This is a genomic window from Streptomyces sp. NPDC025833 (assembly GCF_055558055.1).
Map to the genome: position 1 here is coordinate 1 of NZ_JBVHNF010000006.1, position 15461 is coordinate 15461.

General features: G+C 75.1%; 13 protein-coding genes, 1 rRNA gene and 1 pseudogene. 12 read left to right on the plus strand and 3 right to left on the minus strand.

Translation table 11 applies throughout. From position 1 onward, the window contains the following. The first annotated feature begins 99 nt into the window (after positions 1-99). The 3 genes and pseudogenes from rrf to ACZ4K2_RS11460 all read left to right on the plus strand — a co-directional run bounded on the left by rrf (position 100) and on the right by ACZ4K2_RS11460 (position 2342). Positions 100-216: ribosomal RNA gene (rrf, locus tag ACZ4K2_RS11450) — 5S ribosomal RNA — on the plus strand. A 113-nt stretch (positions 217-329) separates the two neighbouring features. After that, a pseudogene (locus ACZ4K2_RS11455) lies at positions 330-1139 on the plus strand (hypothetical protein); the annotation flags it as partial. Positions 1140-1535: 396 nt separating this feature from the next. Continuing rightward, complete coding sequence (locus ACZ4K2_RS11460) at positions 1536-2342, plus strand: tetratricopeptide repeat protein (protein ID WP_467473458.1); 807 nt, start codon at positions 1536-1538, stop codon at positions 2340-2342. A gap of 85 nt (positions 2343-2427) precedes the next feature. Here ACZ4K2_RS11460 and ACZ4K2_RS11465 read toward each other — a convergent pair whose 3' ends face one another. Further along, on the minus strand, positions 2428-3711 hold the full coding sequence (locus ACZ4K2_RS11465) for a DUF1015 domain-containing protein (protein WP_467472845.1): 1284 nt from the start codon (positions 3709-3711) through the stop codon (positions 2428-2430). 74 nt (positions 3712-3785) lie between these two features. On the opposite strand from ACZ4K2_RS11465, the gene ACZ4K2_RS11470 reads away from it, so the two are divergent. The 4 genes from ACZ4K2_RS11470 (at position 3786) to ACZ4K2_RS11485 (ending at position 7850) form a co-directional block, all read left to right on the plus strand. Beyond that, positions 3786-4814: an HAD-IIA family hydrolase gene (locus tag ACZ4K2_RS11470; RefSeq protein WP_467472847.1), complete on the plus strand. Its 1029-nt coding sequence runs from the start codon at positions 3786-3788 to the stop codon at positions 4812-4814. A 101-nt stretch (positions 4815-4915) separates the two neighbouring features. Further along, positions 4916-5959 (plus strand): FecCD family ABC transporter permease, encoded by a 1044-nt coding sequence (locus tag ACZ4K2_RS11475; protein WP_467472848.1) that lies wholly within the window; start codon positions 4916-4918, stop codon positions 5957-5959. Next, entirely contained in the window at positions 5956-7002 is a 1047-nt protein-coding gene (locus ACZ4K2_RS11480; protein ID WP_467472850.1) for a FecCD family ABC transporter permease, read from the plus strand. The genes ACZ4K2_RS11475 and ACZ4K2_RS11480 overlap by 4 nt, the downstream gene beginning before the upstream one ends. A gap of 35 nt (positions 7003-7037) precedes the next feature. Next, positions 7038-7850, plus strand: a complete 813-nt coding sequence (locus tag ACZ4K2_RS11485) for an ABC transporter ATP-binding protein (RefSeq protein ID WP_467472852.1) — start codon at positions 7038-7040, stop codon at positions 7848-7850. 162 nt (positions 7851-8012) lie between these two features. Here the strand turns inward: ACZ4K2_RS11485 and ACZ4K2_RS11490 are convergent, their stop codons facing one another. After that, positions 8013-8360 carry a sterol-binding protein gene (locus tag ACZ4K2_RS11490; protein WP_467472854.1) on the minus strand — a complete coding sequence of 116 codons (348 nt, stop codon included), beginning with the start codon at positions 8358-8360 and terminating at the stop codon, positions 8013-8015. A 42-nt stretch (positions 8361-8402) separates the two neighbouring features. On the opposite strand from ACZ4K2_RS11490, the gene ACZ4K2_RS11495 reads away from it, so the two are divergent. The 5 genes from ACZ4K2_RS11495 (at position 8403) to ACZ4K2_RS11515 (ending at position 13764) form a co-directional block, all read left to right on the plus strand. Then, positions 8403-8678 (plus strand): hypothetical protein, encoded by a 276-nt coding sequence (locus ACZ4K2_RS11495; protein WP_467472856.1) that lies wholly within the window; start codon positions 8403-8405, stop codon positions 8676-8678. Between the two features lie 18 nt (positions 8679-8696). Next, complete coding sequence (locus ACZ4K2_RS11500) at positions 8697-9512, plus strand: TlyA family RNA methyltransferase (RefSeq protein ID WP_467472859.1); 816 nt, start codon at positions 8697-8699, stop codon at positions 9510-9512. Then, positions 9509-10429, plus strand: coding sequence for an NAD kinase (locus tag ACZ4K2_RS11505; protein ID WP_467472861.1), 921 nt, complete (start codon positions 9509-9511; stop codon positions 10427-10429). Before ACZ4K2_RS11500 ends, ACZ4K2_RS11505 begins: the two co-directional genes overlap by 4 nt. 39 nt (positions 10430-10468) lie before the next feature. Beyond that, complete coding sequence (recN, locus tag ACZ4K2_RS11510) at positions 10469-12223, plus strand: DNA repair protein RecN (protein ID WP_467472863.1); 1755 nt, start codon at positions 10469-10471, stop codon at positions 12221-12223. Between the two features lie 404 nt (positions 12224-12627). After that, positions 12628-13764 (plus strand): glycosyltransferase family 4 protein, encoded by a 1137-nt coding sequence (locus tag ACZ4K2_RS11515; RefSeq protein ID WP_467472866.1) that lies wholly within the window; start codon positions 12628-12630, stop codon positions 13762-13764. A gap of 18 nt (positions 13765-13782) precedes the next feature. Here ACZ4K2_RS11515 and ACZ4K2_RS11520 read toward each other — a convergent pair whose 3' ends face one another. Then, a complete protein-coding gene (locus tag ACZ4K2_RS11520) occupies positions 13783-15429 on the minus strand; it encodes a PucR family transcriptional regulator (RefSeq protein WP_467472869.1) in 1647 nt (548 codons plus the stop codon). Positions 15430-15461: the final 32 nt, after the last annotated feature.

The window sequence follows — 15461 nt, forward strand, 5'->3', positions numbered from 1 at the left end:
GGGCTTGTCCTCAGTTGCTCGCGTCCACTGTGTTGGTTCTGAAACCACGAACAGCCCCACCCGTGTGCGGGTGGTGTGGCGTTCACAGTTTCATACTGTTTCGGTGGTCATAGCGTGAGGGAAACGCCCGGTTACATTTCGAACCCGGAAGCTAAGCCTCACAGCGCCGATGGTACTGCAGGGGGGACCCTGTGGGAGAGTAGGACGCCGCCGAACAATCTTTGGAGGACCCCTGGTCCCAGCGTTCAGCTGGGACCAGGGGTCCTTTCGTTTTTACAATGCTTGTAGTACCGAAGACAGGAGTCACCATGTCCACCAACTCTCCCGGAGACCGACCGGAGCGCGACCAGCGGCGACGGGACAGTGGTGACCGTGGCGACCGCGGCGGCTACCGCAGCGACCGCGGTGACCGCGGTGGTTTCCGCCGCGATGACCGTGGTGGGGACCGTCCCGCCTACCGCCGCGACGACGACCGTGGTGGTCACGGCCGGCGTGACGACCGCGGTGGCGACCGTCCGACGTACCGACGCGATGACCGTCGGGACGACCGCCGTGACGATCGGGGCGGTGACCGAGGCGGCTTCCGCCGCGACGACAGCCGTGGTGACAGCCGTGGTGGTGGCTACCGTCGTGAGGGCGACCGGGGCCCGCGTCCGTCGTACCAGCGCGACGACCGTGACCGCGGTGGCGAGCGGGGCGGTTTCCGCCGGGACGACCGGGGCGGCGACCGTCCGACGTACCGACGCGACGACCGTGACCGCGGTGGCGAGCGGGGCGGTTTCCGCCGCGACGACCGGGGCGGCGACCGCGGTGGCTTCCGCCGCGACGACCGCCGCGATGACCGTGGTGGGGACCGTCCCGCCTACCGCCGCGACGACGACCGTGGTGGTCACGGCCGGCGCGACGACCGCGGTGGCGAGCGCCCGCCGTACCGCCGTGACGACCGACGCGATGACCGTGGGGACGACCGCCGTGACGATCGGGGCGGTGACCGAGGCGGCTTCCGCCGTGACGACAGCCGTGGTGACAGCCGTGGTGGTGGCTACCGTCGTGAGGGCGACCGGGGTCCGCGTCCGTCGTACCAGCGCGACGACCGTGACCGCGGCGGCGAGCGGGGCGGTTTCCGCCGGGACGACCGGGGCGGCGACCGCCCGACGTACCGACGCGACGACCGTGACCGCGGTGGCGAGCGGGGCGGTTTCCGCCGGGACGACCGGGGCGGCGACCGTCCGACGTACCGCCGTGACGACCGACGCGATGACCGTCGGGACGACCGTGGCGGTGACCGTGGCGGTGACCGGGGCGGCTTCCGCCGGGATGACCGTCCCTCGTACCGTCGCGACGACGAGCGGGGGGACCGCGGCGAGCGCGGGGGCTTCCGCGGGCGGGACGACCGAGGGGCCCGTGGGCCCCGCCGGGACGACCGCGGCGGCCGCCCCGGTGGTTTCCGGGGCCGTGACGGACGCGACGACCGCCGGGACGGCGGTGGCCGGTTCCGTGACGAGCGGGACCGGGACCGCGAGCCGATCAAGCGGCTGCCGATCCCGGAGGACGTCACCGGCGACGAGATCGACAAGGACGTCCGGCAGGAGCTGCTGAGCCTGCCCAAGACCCTCGCCGAGGACGTCGCGAAGAACCTGGTGATGGTCGCCCGGCTCATCGACGAGGACCCCGAGGGCGCCTACGGCTACTCCAGGGTGGCCCTGCGGCTGGCGTCGCGCGTGGCGGCCGTACGCGAGGCGGCCGGCTTCGCCGCGTACGCGAACCAGAAGTACAGCGAGGCGCTCGCCGAGTTCCGGGCCGCCCGGCGGATGACCGGCAGCGTGGAGCTGTGGCCGGTGATGGCCGACTGCGAGCGCGGGCTCGGACGGCCGGAGAAGGCGCTGGACATGGCCGGCGCCCCCGAGGTGCACAAGCTGGACAAGGCCGGCCAGGTCGAGATGCGGCTCGTCGCCGCCGGCGCCCGGCGTGACATGGGCCAGCTGGACGCCGCCATCGTGACCCTCCAGAGCCCGGAGCTGGCCTCCAACTCGGTGCAGCCGTGGACCGCGCGCCTGCGCTACGCCTACGCCGACGCCCTGCTGGCCGCCGGCCGGGAGCGCGAGGCGCGGGACTGGTTCGCGAAGGCCGTGGAGGCCGACCGCGACGGCAGCACGGACGCCTCCGACCGGCTCGCCGAGCTGGACGGCGTGGAGTTCGTCGACGCCCTGTCCGAGGACGGCTCCGAAGAGACCGACGACGCCGACGAGGCCGGCAAGGGCGAAGAGACGAGCCCGGTTGCCGGGGCCGACCGCTCGGCCGAGGCCGAAGGCGCCCCCGCCGAGGACGGCGACGAGGACTGACGCCCGTCGCCCACGGCCCACGGAAGAGGGCAGGCTCCTGCGGGGCCTGCCCTTTTTCCGTGTCCGCCGTCCGGTCCCCGCCGGCTCAGATCTCCAGTGCCCGCAGCACCAGCCCGGAAGCGGGTTTCGGGCCGAACGAGGTCGACTTCCGGGGCATGGTCACGCCCTGCCGGGCGAGGTCGCGTACGACCTCCTCGCGGACGGGGTGCATCAGCACCGCCGTGGAGCCGTCGCGTTCCGCCTTCTCGACCGTCGCCGCCGTGTCGTGGATGTAGGCGATGTGGGCCGGGGAGTCCTCGGGGATGTGCCAGACGTGCTCCAGCAGCACGGCGTGCAGGACCGTGGCGTCCAGGGAGCGCCAGGCGGCCGGCCGGTCCGCCGGGACGGTCCGGGCCAGGAGGCCCGGATCGGGGCGGTCGATGAGGTGGAAGGCCCCGTCGCCGGCCAGCAGGAAGGCGTTGCCCGCAGCGGACGCGTCCGCCAGGACCGCCAGGGCGTCCGCCAGGCCCGCGTCGAGACGCCGTACCCGGAACAGGCCGGTCACCGCCGCCAGGGCGTCGGCGACCGGCAGGCCGTGCAGCAGGCGGTGGATGGCGCGCACGCGCAGCGGGTAGCGCACGGTGTCGACCAGCAGGACCAGGCCGTAGTCCCAGGGGCTGGGCGAGGGCTGTTCCGCGCGCAGCCGCCGGTAGGTGGCCCAGCGGTGGTGACCGTCGGCGATCAGGGCCTGGCGGCCGGCCAGGTCGCTCTGGACGCCGGCGACGTCGTCCGCGCCGGTGATGGACCACAGGCGGTGCCGGAAGCCGTCCTCCGTGGTCGTGGTCAGCAGGGGCGGTTTCGCCACCGTGCGTTCGACGACCTCGGCGGCGGTGCCGTCGCCCCGGTACGTCAGCAGCAGCGGCTCCAGGTTCGCGTTGGTGGCGCGCATCAGGGCGGCGCGCTCGGCGACCACGGGCGGCATGACGTCCTCGTGCGGCAGCACCACGCCCTCCGCGGGCTCCGAGACCCGCAGCGTGCCGATGATGCCGCGCTGGAGCATGTCGTCGCCGTCCTGCTGCTCGTACACGTACAGGCCGGGCTCCGGGTCGGCGGCGAGGACGCCCTCGTCCAGCCAGTGTCTGAGGGTGTCGGCGGCCTGTTCGTTGCGGGCGCTCGGGGTACCGGCCTGGGGGAGGATCAGCCGGACGATGTTGTAGGGGTCGGCCGACTCGAGGTGGTGCAGGCCGTCGGGCCGTACGACGACGTCGTAGGGAGGGGAAGTGACGGAGGCGAGGCTGCCGACCCGGTCCGGGTCGTATCGGAGGCCTCGGAACGGGATGAGTTCCAGGCCGCGGCTCTGCGTCGCCTCCGGGTGACCTGCTGTGTTCATCCCGGCATCGTACGTGTGCCGACGGCGTGCGGGATGATCGAGGGAAAGGCGAGTGAACGAGGAGCGATGTGGACATGAGCCAGGGCGTCAGGACGAGTCCCGAGGGCAGCGGGCAGCCCCTGAACGAGGCGTACGACACGGCGCTGCTCGACCTGGACGGGGTGGTGTACGCGGGCGGGAACGCGATCGCGCACGCGGTCGACTCGCTCGCGGCGGCCCGGACGGGCGGCATGCGCCTCGCGTACGTCACCAACAACGCGCTGCGGACCCCGGACGCGGTGGCGGCCCACCTGTCGGAGCTGGGCATACCGGCGGAGGCGGACGACGTCATCACCTCGGCGCAGGCCGTCGCGCGACTGGTCGCCGAACAGGTGCCGGCCGGGGCGCGGGTGCTGGTGATCGGCGGGGAGGGGCTGCGGGTGGCGCTGCGCGAGCGCGGCCTCACCCCCGTGGAGTCGGCCGACGACGACCCGGCGGCGGTCGTGCAGGGCTACGGCGGGCCCGAGCTGCCCTGGGGGCGGTTCGCCGAGGCATCGTACGCCGTGAGGCGCGGGGTGCCGTGGTTCGCGTCCAACACCGACCTGACGATCCCGAGCGGGCGGGGCATCGCGCCGGGCAACGGGGCGGCCGTCGAGGTCGTACGGATCGCGACCGGCGCCGAGCCGCAGGTCGCGGGCAAGCCGCAGCCCCCGATGCACCGGGAGACGATCATCCGGACGGGTGCGGAACGGCCCCTGGTGGTGGGGGACCGGCTGGACACGGACATCGAGGGCGCGGTCGGCGGCGGGGTCGCCTCGCTGCTGGTGCTGACCGGGGTGACCGACGGGGCGCAACTGCTGGCCGCGGCACCGCGGCACCGGCCGACGTACGTGGACGCGGACCTGCGCGGGCTGCTCACCGGGCAGCCGGACGTCACCCCCGAGGGTGACGGCTTCCGCTGCGGCGGCTGGACGGCGACCGCCGGGACCGGCCGGCTGGAGCTGGCGGGCGACGGCGAGGCGCTGGACGGCCTGCGGGCGCTGTGCGCGGCGGCCTGGACGGCGGCGGGGGAGGAGTCCTGCGCGCTGGACGGGGACAAGGCGCTGGCGCGGCTCGGGTTCTGACGCACCGGCGGACACCCCGGCGGGAAGCGCGGACCGGCGAACGCACCGGCGGACGCGGACCGGGGATCGAGAACCAGAGCAGGGTAGGCTAACCTAACCTCGTGTTGGTCGACAGTCCTCCGGAACCACGCGCGGAGACCGCTCCCGCGCCCCCAACCCGCCGGGCGGCGAGGGCCCTTGGGCTCCTGCTCTCGGTCGTGCTCCTGGCGCTCGTCGCCCTGGCGAGCATCGCGATCGGCGCGAAGGGGCTCTCGCCGGACCAGGTCTGGCACGGCCTGTTCCACGACACGGGCACCTACGGCGACGTGGTCGTGGGCGAGCGGCTCTCGCGCACGATCCTCGGTCTGCTCGTCGGCGCCGCGCTCGGCCTCTCGGGCGCGGTGCTCCAGGCCCTGACCCGCAACCCGCTGGCCGATCCCGGGCTGCTCGGCATCAACGCGGGCGCCTCCGCGGCCGTGGTGACGGCCATCACCTACTTCGGCGTCACCAGCCTCACCGGCTATGTGTGGTTCGCGTTCCTGGGCGCCTCGGCGGTCGGCGCGCTCGTGTGGTTCCTCGGCGGCAGCCGGGGCGCCACCCCGGTGCGGCTGGCGCTCGCCGGGACGGCGATCAGCGCGGCCCTGTACGGCTACCTCCAGGCCGTGATGATCACCGACGGCGCCGCCCTCGGCAAGATGCGCTTCTGGACGGTGGGTTCGCTGGTCTCGGCCGGCCACTCCACCATCATGCAGGTGCTGCCGTTCCTCGCGGTCGGCACGGTCCTCGCGCTCGCGCTGGCCCGGCCGCTGAACGCCGTGGAGATGGGCGACGACACCGCCCGCGCCCTCGGCGCGAACCTCGCCCGCACCCGGGCGCTGGCGATGCTGGCCGCCGTGGTGCTCAGCGGTGCCGCGACCGCCGCCTGCGGCCCGATCGTCTTCGTCGGCCTGATGGTCCCGCACGCCGTGCGCTCCTTCACCGGACCCGACCTGCGCTGGATCCTGCCCTACGCCACGGTCCTGGCACCCGTGCTGCTGCTCGGCGCCGACGTCATCGGCCGGGTCGTGGCCCGCCCCGCCGAACTCCAGGTCGGCATCGTCACCGCGGTCATCGGCGGGCCGGTCTTCATCTTTCTCGTACGACGGCGGAGGACGGCCCAGCTGTGAAGACCCACTCCAGGAGCCGTGCCGTACGCACCCCCGGCGGGCTCTCCGTGCGCCTGGACGTACGCGCCCTGACCGTCGTCGTCGTGCTGCTGGCCGGGACCTGCGCCGTCGGGGTGGCCCTGATCGGCACCGGCGACGCGCGGATACCGGCGGCCGACGTGCTGCGCACGCTCGCCGGGAACGGCACCGCCTACCAGGACTTCATCGTCAACGAGCTGCGGCTGCCCCGGGTCCTCGTCGGCCTGCTCGTCGGCGCCTCGCTCGGTCTCGGGGGCGCGCTGTTCCAGTCGGTCTCCCGCAACCCCCTCGGCAGCCCGGACGTGCTCGGCCTGTCGCAGGGGTCCACGGCCGGCGCCCTGGTCGTGATCGTGCTCATGTCCGGCAGCGCCACCCAGGTGACCGTGGGCGCGCTGGCCGGCGGACTGGCGACCGGACTCGCCATCTACCTCCTCGCCTGGAAGCAGGGCGTGCACGGGTACCGGCTCGTGCTGGTCGGCATCGGCGTCAACGCGGTCATGACCGCGGTCAACGGCTACCTGCTCACCAAGGCCGACCTTGTCGACGCGACCCGCGCGGTGGTGTGGATGACGGGCTCGCTGGGCGGCCGGGACTGGGAGCAGGTCTGGCCGCTGCTCGGGCTGTGCACCGTCCTGCTGCCGCTGGTCCTCGGCAACGCCCGGGGACTGCGGATGCTGGAGATGGGCGACGACGTCGCGAACGCGCTCGGCGTCCGGGTGCAGCGGGTCCGGCTGCTGCTGATGGTCTCCGCCGTCCTGCTCACCGCCGCCGCCACGGCCGCGGCGGGCCCCGTCAGCTTCGTCGCGCTCACCGCGCCCCAGCTCGCCCGCCGCCTGACCCGCTCGCCGGGCCCCAACCTGGTGCCCTCCCTGTGCATGGGCGCGGCCCTCCTGGTCACCGCCGACTGGGCCTCCCAGCGCGCCTTCGGCGCCGACCAGCTGCCCGTCGGCGTGGTCACCGGCGTCCTCGGCGGCGCCTACCTGCTGTGGCTCCTGGTCGCCGAGCGCCGGGCGGGCCGGATATGAGCGGCACGAACACGACCCCCCCTAGGAGCACCCCTGTGAACCGCCTCTCCGCCGAGGACGTCACCCTCGCCTACGACCAGCGCGTCATCGCCGAGCAGCTGTCGGTGGAGATCCCCGACAACTCCTTCACGGTGATCGTCGGGCCGAACGCCTGCGGCAAGTCGACGCTGCTGCGGGCCCTGTCGCGGATGCTGAAGCCCAGCCGGGGCCGGGTGCTGCTGGACGGGCAGGCCATCCAGTCGATGCCCGCGAAGAAGGTGGCGCGGACCCTGGGCCTGCTGCCGCAGTCGTCCGTGGCGCCCGACGGCATCACGGTCGCCGACCTCGTCGGCCGGGGCCGCTACCCGCACCAGGGCCTGCTGCGCCAGTGGTCCGCCGAGGACGAGCGGGTCGTACGGGAGTCGATGGGGCGGACCGGGGTCGCGGAGCTGGCCGAGCGCCAGGTGGACGAGCTGTCCGGCGGCCAGCGGCAGCGGGTGTGGATCGCCATGGCGCTCGCCCAGCAGACCCCGCTGCTGCTCCTGGACGAGCCGACCACCTACCTGGACATCCAGCACCAGATCGACGTCCTCGACCTGTGCGCCGAGCTGCACGAGACGCAGGGCCGCACCCTGGTCGCCGTCCTGCACGACCTCAACCACGCGGCCCGCTACGCCACCCACCTCATCGCCCTGCGCGGTGGCCGGGTGATCGCCGAGGGCGCCCCGAACGACATCGTCACGGCCGGGCTGGTCGAGGAGGTGTTCGGGCTGCGCTGCCAGGTCATCGACGACCCGGAGACGGGAACGCCGCTGGTGGTGCCGGCGGCGCGCAAGGCCCGGGCGGCGCGGGCCGCGGCGGTGTCCTGACGCGGAGGAGTACGGCGAGGGGAGTACGGCGAGGGGAGTACGGCGAGGGCGGCGGCCGTCCGGGGCGGTGACGGCGGGCACGGCCGGCCGGGCCGGTCTCGGCGCCTCAGCGGCCGGGCGCCCCGGCCGGGGCCGTGCCGGGCGCTCCCGGTCCCGGCGTGCTCACAGCAGCTTCCTGAGCCGGAACAGGTCCAGCAGGCCCGCCTCCAGCCGCACCCGGCCCGAGCCCCAGGCGGTCGCGAAGTTCAGCCCGCCGCCCACCAGGGCCAGCAGGTCGTCCCCGGCCATGGCGAGCCGGATCTGCGCCTTGGCCCGGGGCGGCCCGGAACGGGTCTCGTCGATCTCCAGCCGGCCACCGGCCATCCGGCCGGCGAAGGTGACGTCCAGGTCCGTGATGTGGCAGCTCACCGAGCGGTCCAGGGCGGCCGCCGCGCCGACGTCGCCCTCGGCGCCCCGCATGTTGTCCGAGAGCCTCCCCAGCGCGGTGCGGCACTCCTCGATCGTGGCCATCGCCGACGACGGTACCGCAGCCGTTCGGTATAGCGTCTGGGCATGAGCGAGTCCGTGTCCGGGCCCCCCGCACCAGCCGTGGCCGGCCCCCACCCCGAGCCCGACCCCGCCGCCCCGGCCCCCCTGGACGTGCCGCGCACCCCCACCGGGAACGCCGACGTCGACGCCGGGCTGGACCGGCTGGCCGATGCCGACCACCTCGCCACCGACGGGCACGTCGAGGTGTACGAGGATGTACACAGGGGGCTGCGCGACGCGCTCACCGCGCTCGACGCCCGCCCGGAACCTCCGGCGCCCCCTTCCCCGCACACCACCTGAGCAGGAGCTGAACCGAACGTGGCAGGAGTCGCACGCCGCCGTCTCGACGCGGAGCTGGTCCGCCGGAACCTCGCCCGCTCGCGCGAGCACGCCAGCCAGCTGATCGCGGCCGGCCGGGTCACCGTCGGCAAGACCGTGGCGACCAAACCGGCCACCCAGGTCGAGTCCGCGGCGGCGATCGTCGTCCAGACCGACGACAGCGATCCCGACTACGTCTCCCGGGGCGGGCACAAGCTGGCCGGCGCGCTCGCGGCGTTCGTGCCGCAGGGGCTCGTGGTCGAGGGCCGGCGGGCGCTGGACGCCGGCGCGTCCACCGGCGGCTTCACCGACGTCCTGCTGCGCGCGGGCGCCGCCCACGTCGTCGCGGTGGACGTCGGCTACGGGCAGCTCGCCTGGTCCCTCCAGAAGGACGAACGCGTCACCGTCAAGGACCGTACGAACGTACGCGAGCTGACGCTGGAGGCGATCGACGGGGAACCGGTGGACCTCGTCGTGGGCGACCTGTCCTTCATCGCGCTCGGTCTGGTGCTGCCCGCCCTGAAACGGTGCGTGACGCCGGACGCCGATCTGGTGATGATGGTCAAGCCGCAGTTCGAGGTGGGCAGGGAACGGCTCGGCAGCGGGGGAGTCGTACGGAGTCCGCAGCTGCGGGCGGAGACCGTGCGGACGGTGGCCGAGAAGGCCTGGGAGCTGGGGCTCGGAGTGCGCGGGGTCACCGCCAGTCCGCTGCCCGGGCCCTCGGGGAACGTGGAGTACTTTCTCTGGTTGCGGGCGGGGGCACCCCGGGTGGACCCGGCCGACGTCGAACGTGCAGTGGCGGAGGGGCCGCGTTGACACAGAACCAGGCACGTACGGTTTTCCTGCTCGCCCACACCGGGCGGCCGGCGGCGATCCGGAGCGCGGAACTCGTCGTCAAGGGCCTGCTGCGGCACGGCATCGGGGTGCGGGTGCTGGAGGAGGAGGCGCGCGACCTGCCCCTCCCCGACGAGGGGGTGGCCCTCGCCAAGGAGGCGACCCCGCAGTGCCTGGACGGGTGCGAGCTGCTGATCGTGCTGGGCGGTGACGGCACGCTGCTGCGCGGTGCCGAGTTCGCCCGGGCCTCCGGGGTGCCGATGCTCGGGGTCAACCTCGGGCGCGTGGGGTTCCTCGCGGAGGCCGAGCGGGACGACCTCGACCGGGTGGTGGACCGGGTGGTGGCGCGGTCCTACGAGGTCGAGGAGCGGATGACCGTCGACGTCGTCGTGCACCGCAACGGTGACGTGGTGCACACCGACTGGGCGCTGAACGAGGCGGCCGTGCAGAAGGCCGGCGCCGAGAAGCTGCTGGAAGTCGTGCTGGAGATCGACGGGCGGCCGGTGACGGGGTTCGGCTGCGACGGGGTCGTCCTGTCCACGCCCACCGGGTCCACGGCGTACGCCTTCTCCGCCGGGGGACCGGTGGTCTGGCCCGAGGTGGAGGCCCTGCTGATGGTGCCGATCAGCGCGCACGCGCTGTTCGCCAAGCCGCTGGTGACCTCGCCGGACTCGGTGCTCGCGGTGGAGGTGCTGCCGCACATCCCGCCGGGCGTGCTCTGGTGCGACGGGCGGCGGACGGTCGAGCTGCCGCCCGGCGCCCGGGTGGAGGTGCGGCGGGGCGCCGTGCCGGTGCGGCTGGCCCGATTGCACCATTCGTCGTTCACCGACCGTTTGGTGGCGAAGTTCGCGCTGCCCACCACCGGGTGGCGGGGTGCGCCGCCCCACTCCCCGGAGTGACGCGGGCGGGCCATGTGCGTTCCGCGCCCCCGACCTCGTATGGTCTGTTCCGTGTTGGAGGAGATGCGGATACGGTCACTCGGGGTCATCGACGACGCCGTCGTCGAGCTGTCGCCCGGTTTCACCGCCGTCACCGGTGAGACGGGCGCGGGCAAGACCATGGTGGTCACGAGCCTGGGGCTGCTGCTCGGTGGCCGGGCGGACCCGGCGCTCGTGCGGATCGGCGCCGAGAAGGCGGTCGTGGAGGGGCGGATCGCCGTACCCTCCGGCACCGCGGCCGTCGTGCGCGCCGAGGAGGCCGGGGCCGAGCTGGACGACGGGGCCCTCCTGATCAGCCGGACCGTCTCCGCCGAGGGCCGCTCCCGGGCGCACCTGGGTGGGCGCAGCGTGCCCGTCGGGCTGCTCGCCGAGCTGGCGGACGACCTGGTGGCCGTGCACGGGCAGACCGACCAGCAGGGGCTGCTGAAGCTGTCCCGGCAGCGGCAGGCGCTCGACCGGTACGCGGGCGACGGCGTCGCCGTGCCGCTCACCAAGTACACGGAGGCCTACCGGCGGCTGCGGGCCGTCTCCGCCGAGCTGGAGGAGATCACCACGCGCGCGCGTGAGCGGGCGCAGGAAGCCGACATGCTGCGGTACGGGCTCGACGAGATCGCCGCGGTGGAGCCCCGGGCCGGCGAGGACGCGGAGCTGTCCGAGGAGGCCGAGCGGCTGGGCCACGCCGAGGCGCTGTCGTCGGCCGCGACGGCCGCGCACGCCGCCCTCGCGGGCAACCCGGAGGACCCCGAGGGCATCGACGCGGGCACGCTCGTCGCGGGCGCCCACCGGGCGCTGGAGGCCGTGCGGGCGTACGACCCGGCGCTGTCCGCGCTGGCCGACCGGATCGGGGAGATCGGCATCCTGCTCGCCGACGTGGCCGGTGAGCTGGCCGGGTACGCCGACGACCTCGACGCCGATCCGCTGCGGCTGGCCGCCGTGGAGGAGCGCCGGGCCGCGCTGACCGCGCTGACCCGCAAGTACGGCGAGGACGTGAGCGCCGTCCTCGCCTGGGCCGAGCGGGGCGCCGCCCGCCTCACCGAGCTGGACGGCGACGACGGGCGGATCGACGAGCTGACCGCCGAGCGGGACGCGCTCCGCGCCGAGCTGGGCGGACTCGCGCAGGCGCTGACGGACGCGCGGACCGGGGCCGCCGCACGGTTCGCCGCCGCGGTGACCGCCGAGCTGGCCTCGCTGGCGATGCCCCACGCGCGCGTCTCCTTCGAGCTGCGGCAGACCGAGGACCCGGAGGGCGTCGAGGTCGGCGGGCGGACGGTCGCCTACGGCCCGTCCGGCGTGGACGAGGTCGAACTGCTGCTCGCCCCGCACCCGGGTGCCCCGCCGCGGCCCATCGCCAAGGGCGCGTCCGGCGGTGAGCTGTCCCGGGTGATGCTCGCCGTCGAGGTCGTGTTCGCGGGCACGGACCCGGTGCCGACCTACCTCTTCGACGAGGTCGACGCCGGCGTCGGCGGCAAGGCCGCGGTGGAGATCGGCCGGCGCCTGGCGAAGCTCGCCAGGACCGCGCAGGTCGTCGTGGTCACCCACCTGCCCCAGGTCGCCGCGTTCGCCGATCGCCAGCTCCTGGTGGAGAAGACCAACGACGGGTCGGTCACCCGGTCCGGCGTGAAGGTGCTGGAGGGCGAGGACCGCATCCGCGAGCTGTCCCGCATGCTGGCGGGCCAGGAGGACTCCGAGACGGCCCGCGCACACGCGGAGGAACTGCTCGCGACGGCACGGGCGGACCTCCGGCACCCCGGGTGATTCCGCCCGGAAGGGCACCCTGCGGGGGCGGCCGGACGAGCGGCCCCCGGGCGCCCTCCCGGCCCCAGGACTCGGAACTGGTCGGCCGGCTGCCCGGGCACATGGTGCGGCGGTAGGGCGCTGTCGCGCGTACGTCGCCGGCCCGGCCGGTGCGTGCCCGGGAAGGGCGTTCGGGCGTTCCCCGGCTTCTCTCACCCTTGTGGGTGACATACCTCCGCGCATCGCCGCGGCCTGCCGCACCGTGCGCCCTCCGGATTTCCCTTAACGGCCGTTCACCCTGGCATGCTTGAGGGAACACGGACCGAGCGGGAGGCGCGCGGGGCGCATCCTCCCGCCCCTGTGAGCCCGCTACCTTCTGTACGTTCCCTCGTGTCCGCCCCCGCCGAACCAGGAGCGCCGGCCCCGTGAGCCCCCTGAGCAGCAATGCACCGCTCGGCCGGCCGCCGCTGCGCACCGTGCAGGTGCTGGGCGGAGGCAACGCCGTCAGCAGTGCGCACGTGCGCTCGCTGAGCGAGGGGCTGGTGGCCCGGGGCGTAAGGGTCACGGTGTGCGCCCCCGCCGAGGCCGAACACGCCTACGACTTCACCGGGACCGGCGCCGACCACGTGCACGTGCCCCGCAGCAGCGACCCCGTCTCGGTGGCCGCGCTCCGCACCGCCTGCGCCAACGCCGACCTGGTGCACGCCCACGGGCTGCACGCCTCCTTCCGGACCGTGCTCGCGCTCGGCGGGCGCGACACCCCGCTGGTGGTCACCTGGCACGACCGGGCGCGGGCGGAGGGCCCCCGGGGGCAACTGCTGCGGCTGCTGGAACGGCGGGTGGTGCGGACGGCGGCCGTGGTCCTCGGCACCAGCCCCGACCTGGTGGACCTGGCCCGGCGCACCGGGGCGCGGGACGCCCGGCTCGCGGCCGTCGGCCTGCCGGGGCGGCGCCGGCCCGCCGGCCCGGCCGACCCCGACCGGCTGCGCGCCAAGGTCCGCGCCGAACTCGGCACCACAGGGCGCCCGTTGCTCCTCGCGGTCGGCTCCCTGGACCGGCACCGCGGCTACGACGTCCTGCTCGACGCGGCCCGCGTCTGGCGGGACCTGGACCCGGTGCCGCTGGTGGTGATCGCCGGGGAGGGACCGCTGCGGCCGTCACTGCGCCGGCGGATCGCGGACGAGGGCCTCCCGGTACGGCTGCTCGGGCGCCGCGAGGACGTGCCCGAACTGCTGGCCGCCGCCGACCTCGCCCTCCTGACGGGCGGCCGGGAATCACGGTCCGTGTTCGCCCAGGAGGCGCTGCACGCGGGCGTACCGCTGGTCGCGACCCGGGCCGGCGGCATCCCGGACCTCGTCGGCGACGCGGCCGAACTGGTGCCGTACGGCGATCCGGCGGCCCTCGCGGACACGGTCCTGCGGCTGCTCGCCGACCCGGAGCGGTGCGCGGCGCTGCGGGAGCGCGGGCCGCGGCAGGCCGCGACTTGGCCCACGGAGGACGAGACCGTCGCCCAGGTGCTCAGCGTGTACGACGAGCTGACCCGGCCCCGCCCGCTCGCCTGAGACGCCCGGACGGAACGGCTACGACACGTGCCGGCGGGCGCGCAGGGCCAGGCTCAGGGCCAGCACCGTCTGCGGGTCGTCGAGGTCGGTGCCCAGCAACTCACCGATCCGGGCGAGGCGGTTGTACAGCGTCTGGCGGTTGAGGTGCAGCTCGCGGGCGGTCTCCGCCTTGCGGCCGGCGTGCGCGAGATAGGTCTCCAGGGTCGGCAGCAGCGGCGGTTTGGAGCGCCGGTCGTGGTCGCGCAGCGGGCCGATCGCGCGGTCCACGAAGGCCGCCAGGTCCGGGTGGTCGCGCAGCCGCCACAGCAGCAGGTCGATGTCGAGGCGCCGGGCGTCGTACCAGGGCCGGTCGGTCAGGCCCTGGGCCGCCGTCGCCGTCTCCGCCGCGTGCCGCAGGCCCGCCGAGGCCGCCGCCCAGCCGCCGGCCACCCCGACCACCACCACCGGCGGCGGCGATCCCGGCCGGCGCATCCCGGCCCGGTCCACCCCCGCCCGCAGCGCCGCCGCGACCCGGTCCGCGACCGCCGCCCGCTCCGACTCCGAGCGCAGCCCCAGCAGCACCAGCACGCGGCCCTCCACCGGCCGCACCCCCAGCAGCACCGGCACGCCCACCGCGGCCAGCTCCTCGGAGACCGCCCGGGCCAGCACCGCCCAGCCCCCGCCGGGGGAGAGGGTGTCCCCGATCCGCATCACCACCGGCAGCAGCGGGCTGTCGCCGGGCTTGAAACCGAGCACCCGGGCCTGCGCCGGGGCGTCCTGCGCGGAGATGCGGCCCTCGGCGAGATCGGTGAGGAAGTCGCCGCGCCCGCGCGCCGCCAGCTCCTCCTCCTGCCGGGCCTGCATCAGCACCACGGCCAGGATGCCCGCGGCCCGCTCGGCGGCGATCCGGTGGACCGGGGCCAGCGGCGAGCGGACGGGCAGCAGCACCAGGCGGGCGCGGACCGAGCCCGCCGTGCCCGGCCCGCCGCCGGGCACGTCCACCAGCACCGAGCCGGCGGGCGGCGGCGCCTCCTTGTGCGGGCCGCGCAGCCCCTCCCACACCTGGAGCGGGTCGGCGCCCTCGGGGCCCTCCCCGGCCGCGTACAGCAGCCGGCCGCCGGCGGTCTCCAGGAACACCGGGTTGCCGCTGAAACCGGCGAGGATGCCCAGCACCTGCGGGATCCCGCCGCCGCCCAGCAGGGCCTCGGTGCAGCGCCGGTGCACCTCCTCCGCCCGTTGCAGCAGGGCGTAGTGGCCGTTGACGATCTCGGTGTGGATCTCCTCGGTCACCGTCACGAACGGCACCTCGCGGTGGAGCTGGACCAGCGGCAGCCCCGCCGTCCGGGCCGTGTCCACCAGCGCCGCGGGCAGCCGGGCGAAGCGCGGGCCCAGCTCCACCACCAGGGCCGCGATCCCGCGCTCGGCCAGGGTCCGCACGAACGCCCGCTGCTCGGCCGGGCGGGTGCCGAGGCCGTAGCCGGTGGTGAGGAGCAGCTCGCCGCCCTTGAGCAGCGAGGCGATGTTCGGGACCTCGCCCGCGTGCACCCAGCGGACGGTCCGGCCCAGCCGGTCGCCGCCGGCCAGGATCTCCGGCAGCCCGCTGCGCAGGCCGGGCAGTTCCAGCGCCCGCCGCACCGTGATGCCGGCGCCCTGGGTGTCGAGTCGGTGGTCCGTACTGCTGTCCATGCAGCGGACGCTACCTGCGCAAACGCCCGCGG

Coding starts and splice junctions, on each gene's coding strand:
- ACZ4K2_RS11465 (WP_467472845.1), bottom strand. CDS start 3,711: ATGAACACAGCAGGTCACCCGGAGGCGACGCAGAGCCGCGGCCTGGAA.
- ACZ4K2_RS11470 (WP_467472847.1), top strand. CDS start 3,786: ATGAGCCAGGGCGTCAGGACGAGTCCCGAGGGCAGCGGGCAGCCCCTG.
- ACZ4K2_RS11490 (WP_467472854.1), bottom strand. CDS start 8,360: ATGGCCACGATCGAGGAGTGCCGCACCGCGCTGGGGAGGCTCTCGGAC.
- ACZ4K2_RS11495 (WP_467472856.1), top strand. CDS start 8,403: ATGAGCGAGTCCGTGTCCGGGCCCCCCGCACCAGCCGTGGCCGGCCCC.
- recN (WP_467472863.1), top strand. CDS start 10,469: ATGGTCTGTTCCGTGTTGGAGGAGATGCGGATACGGTCACTCGGGGTC.
- ACZ4K2_RS11520 (WP_467472869.1), bottom strand. CDS start 15,429: ATGGACAGCAGTACGGACCACCGACTCGACACCCAGGGCGCCGGCATC.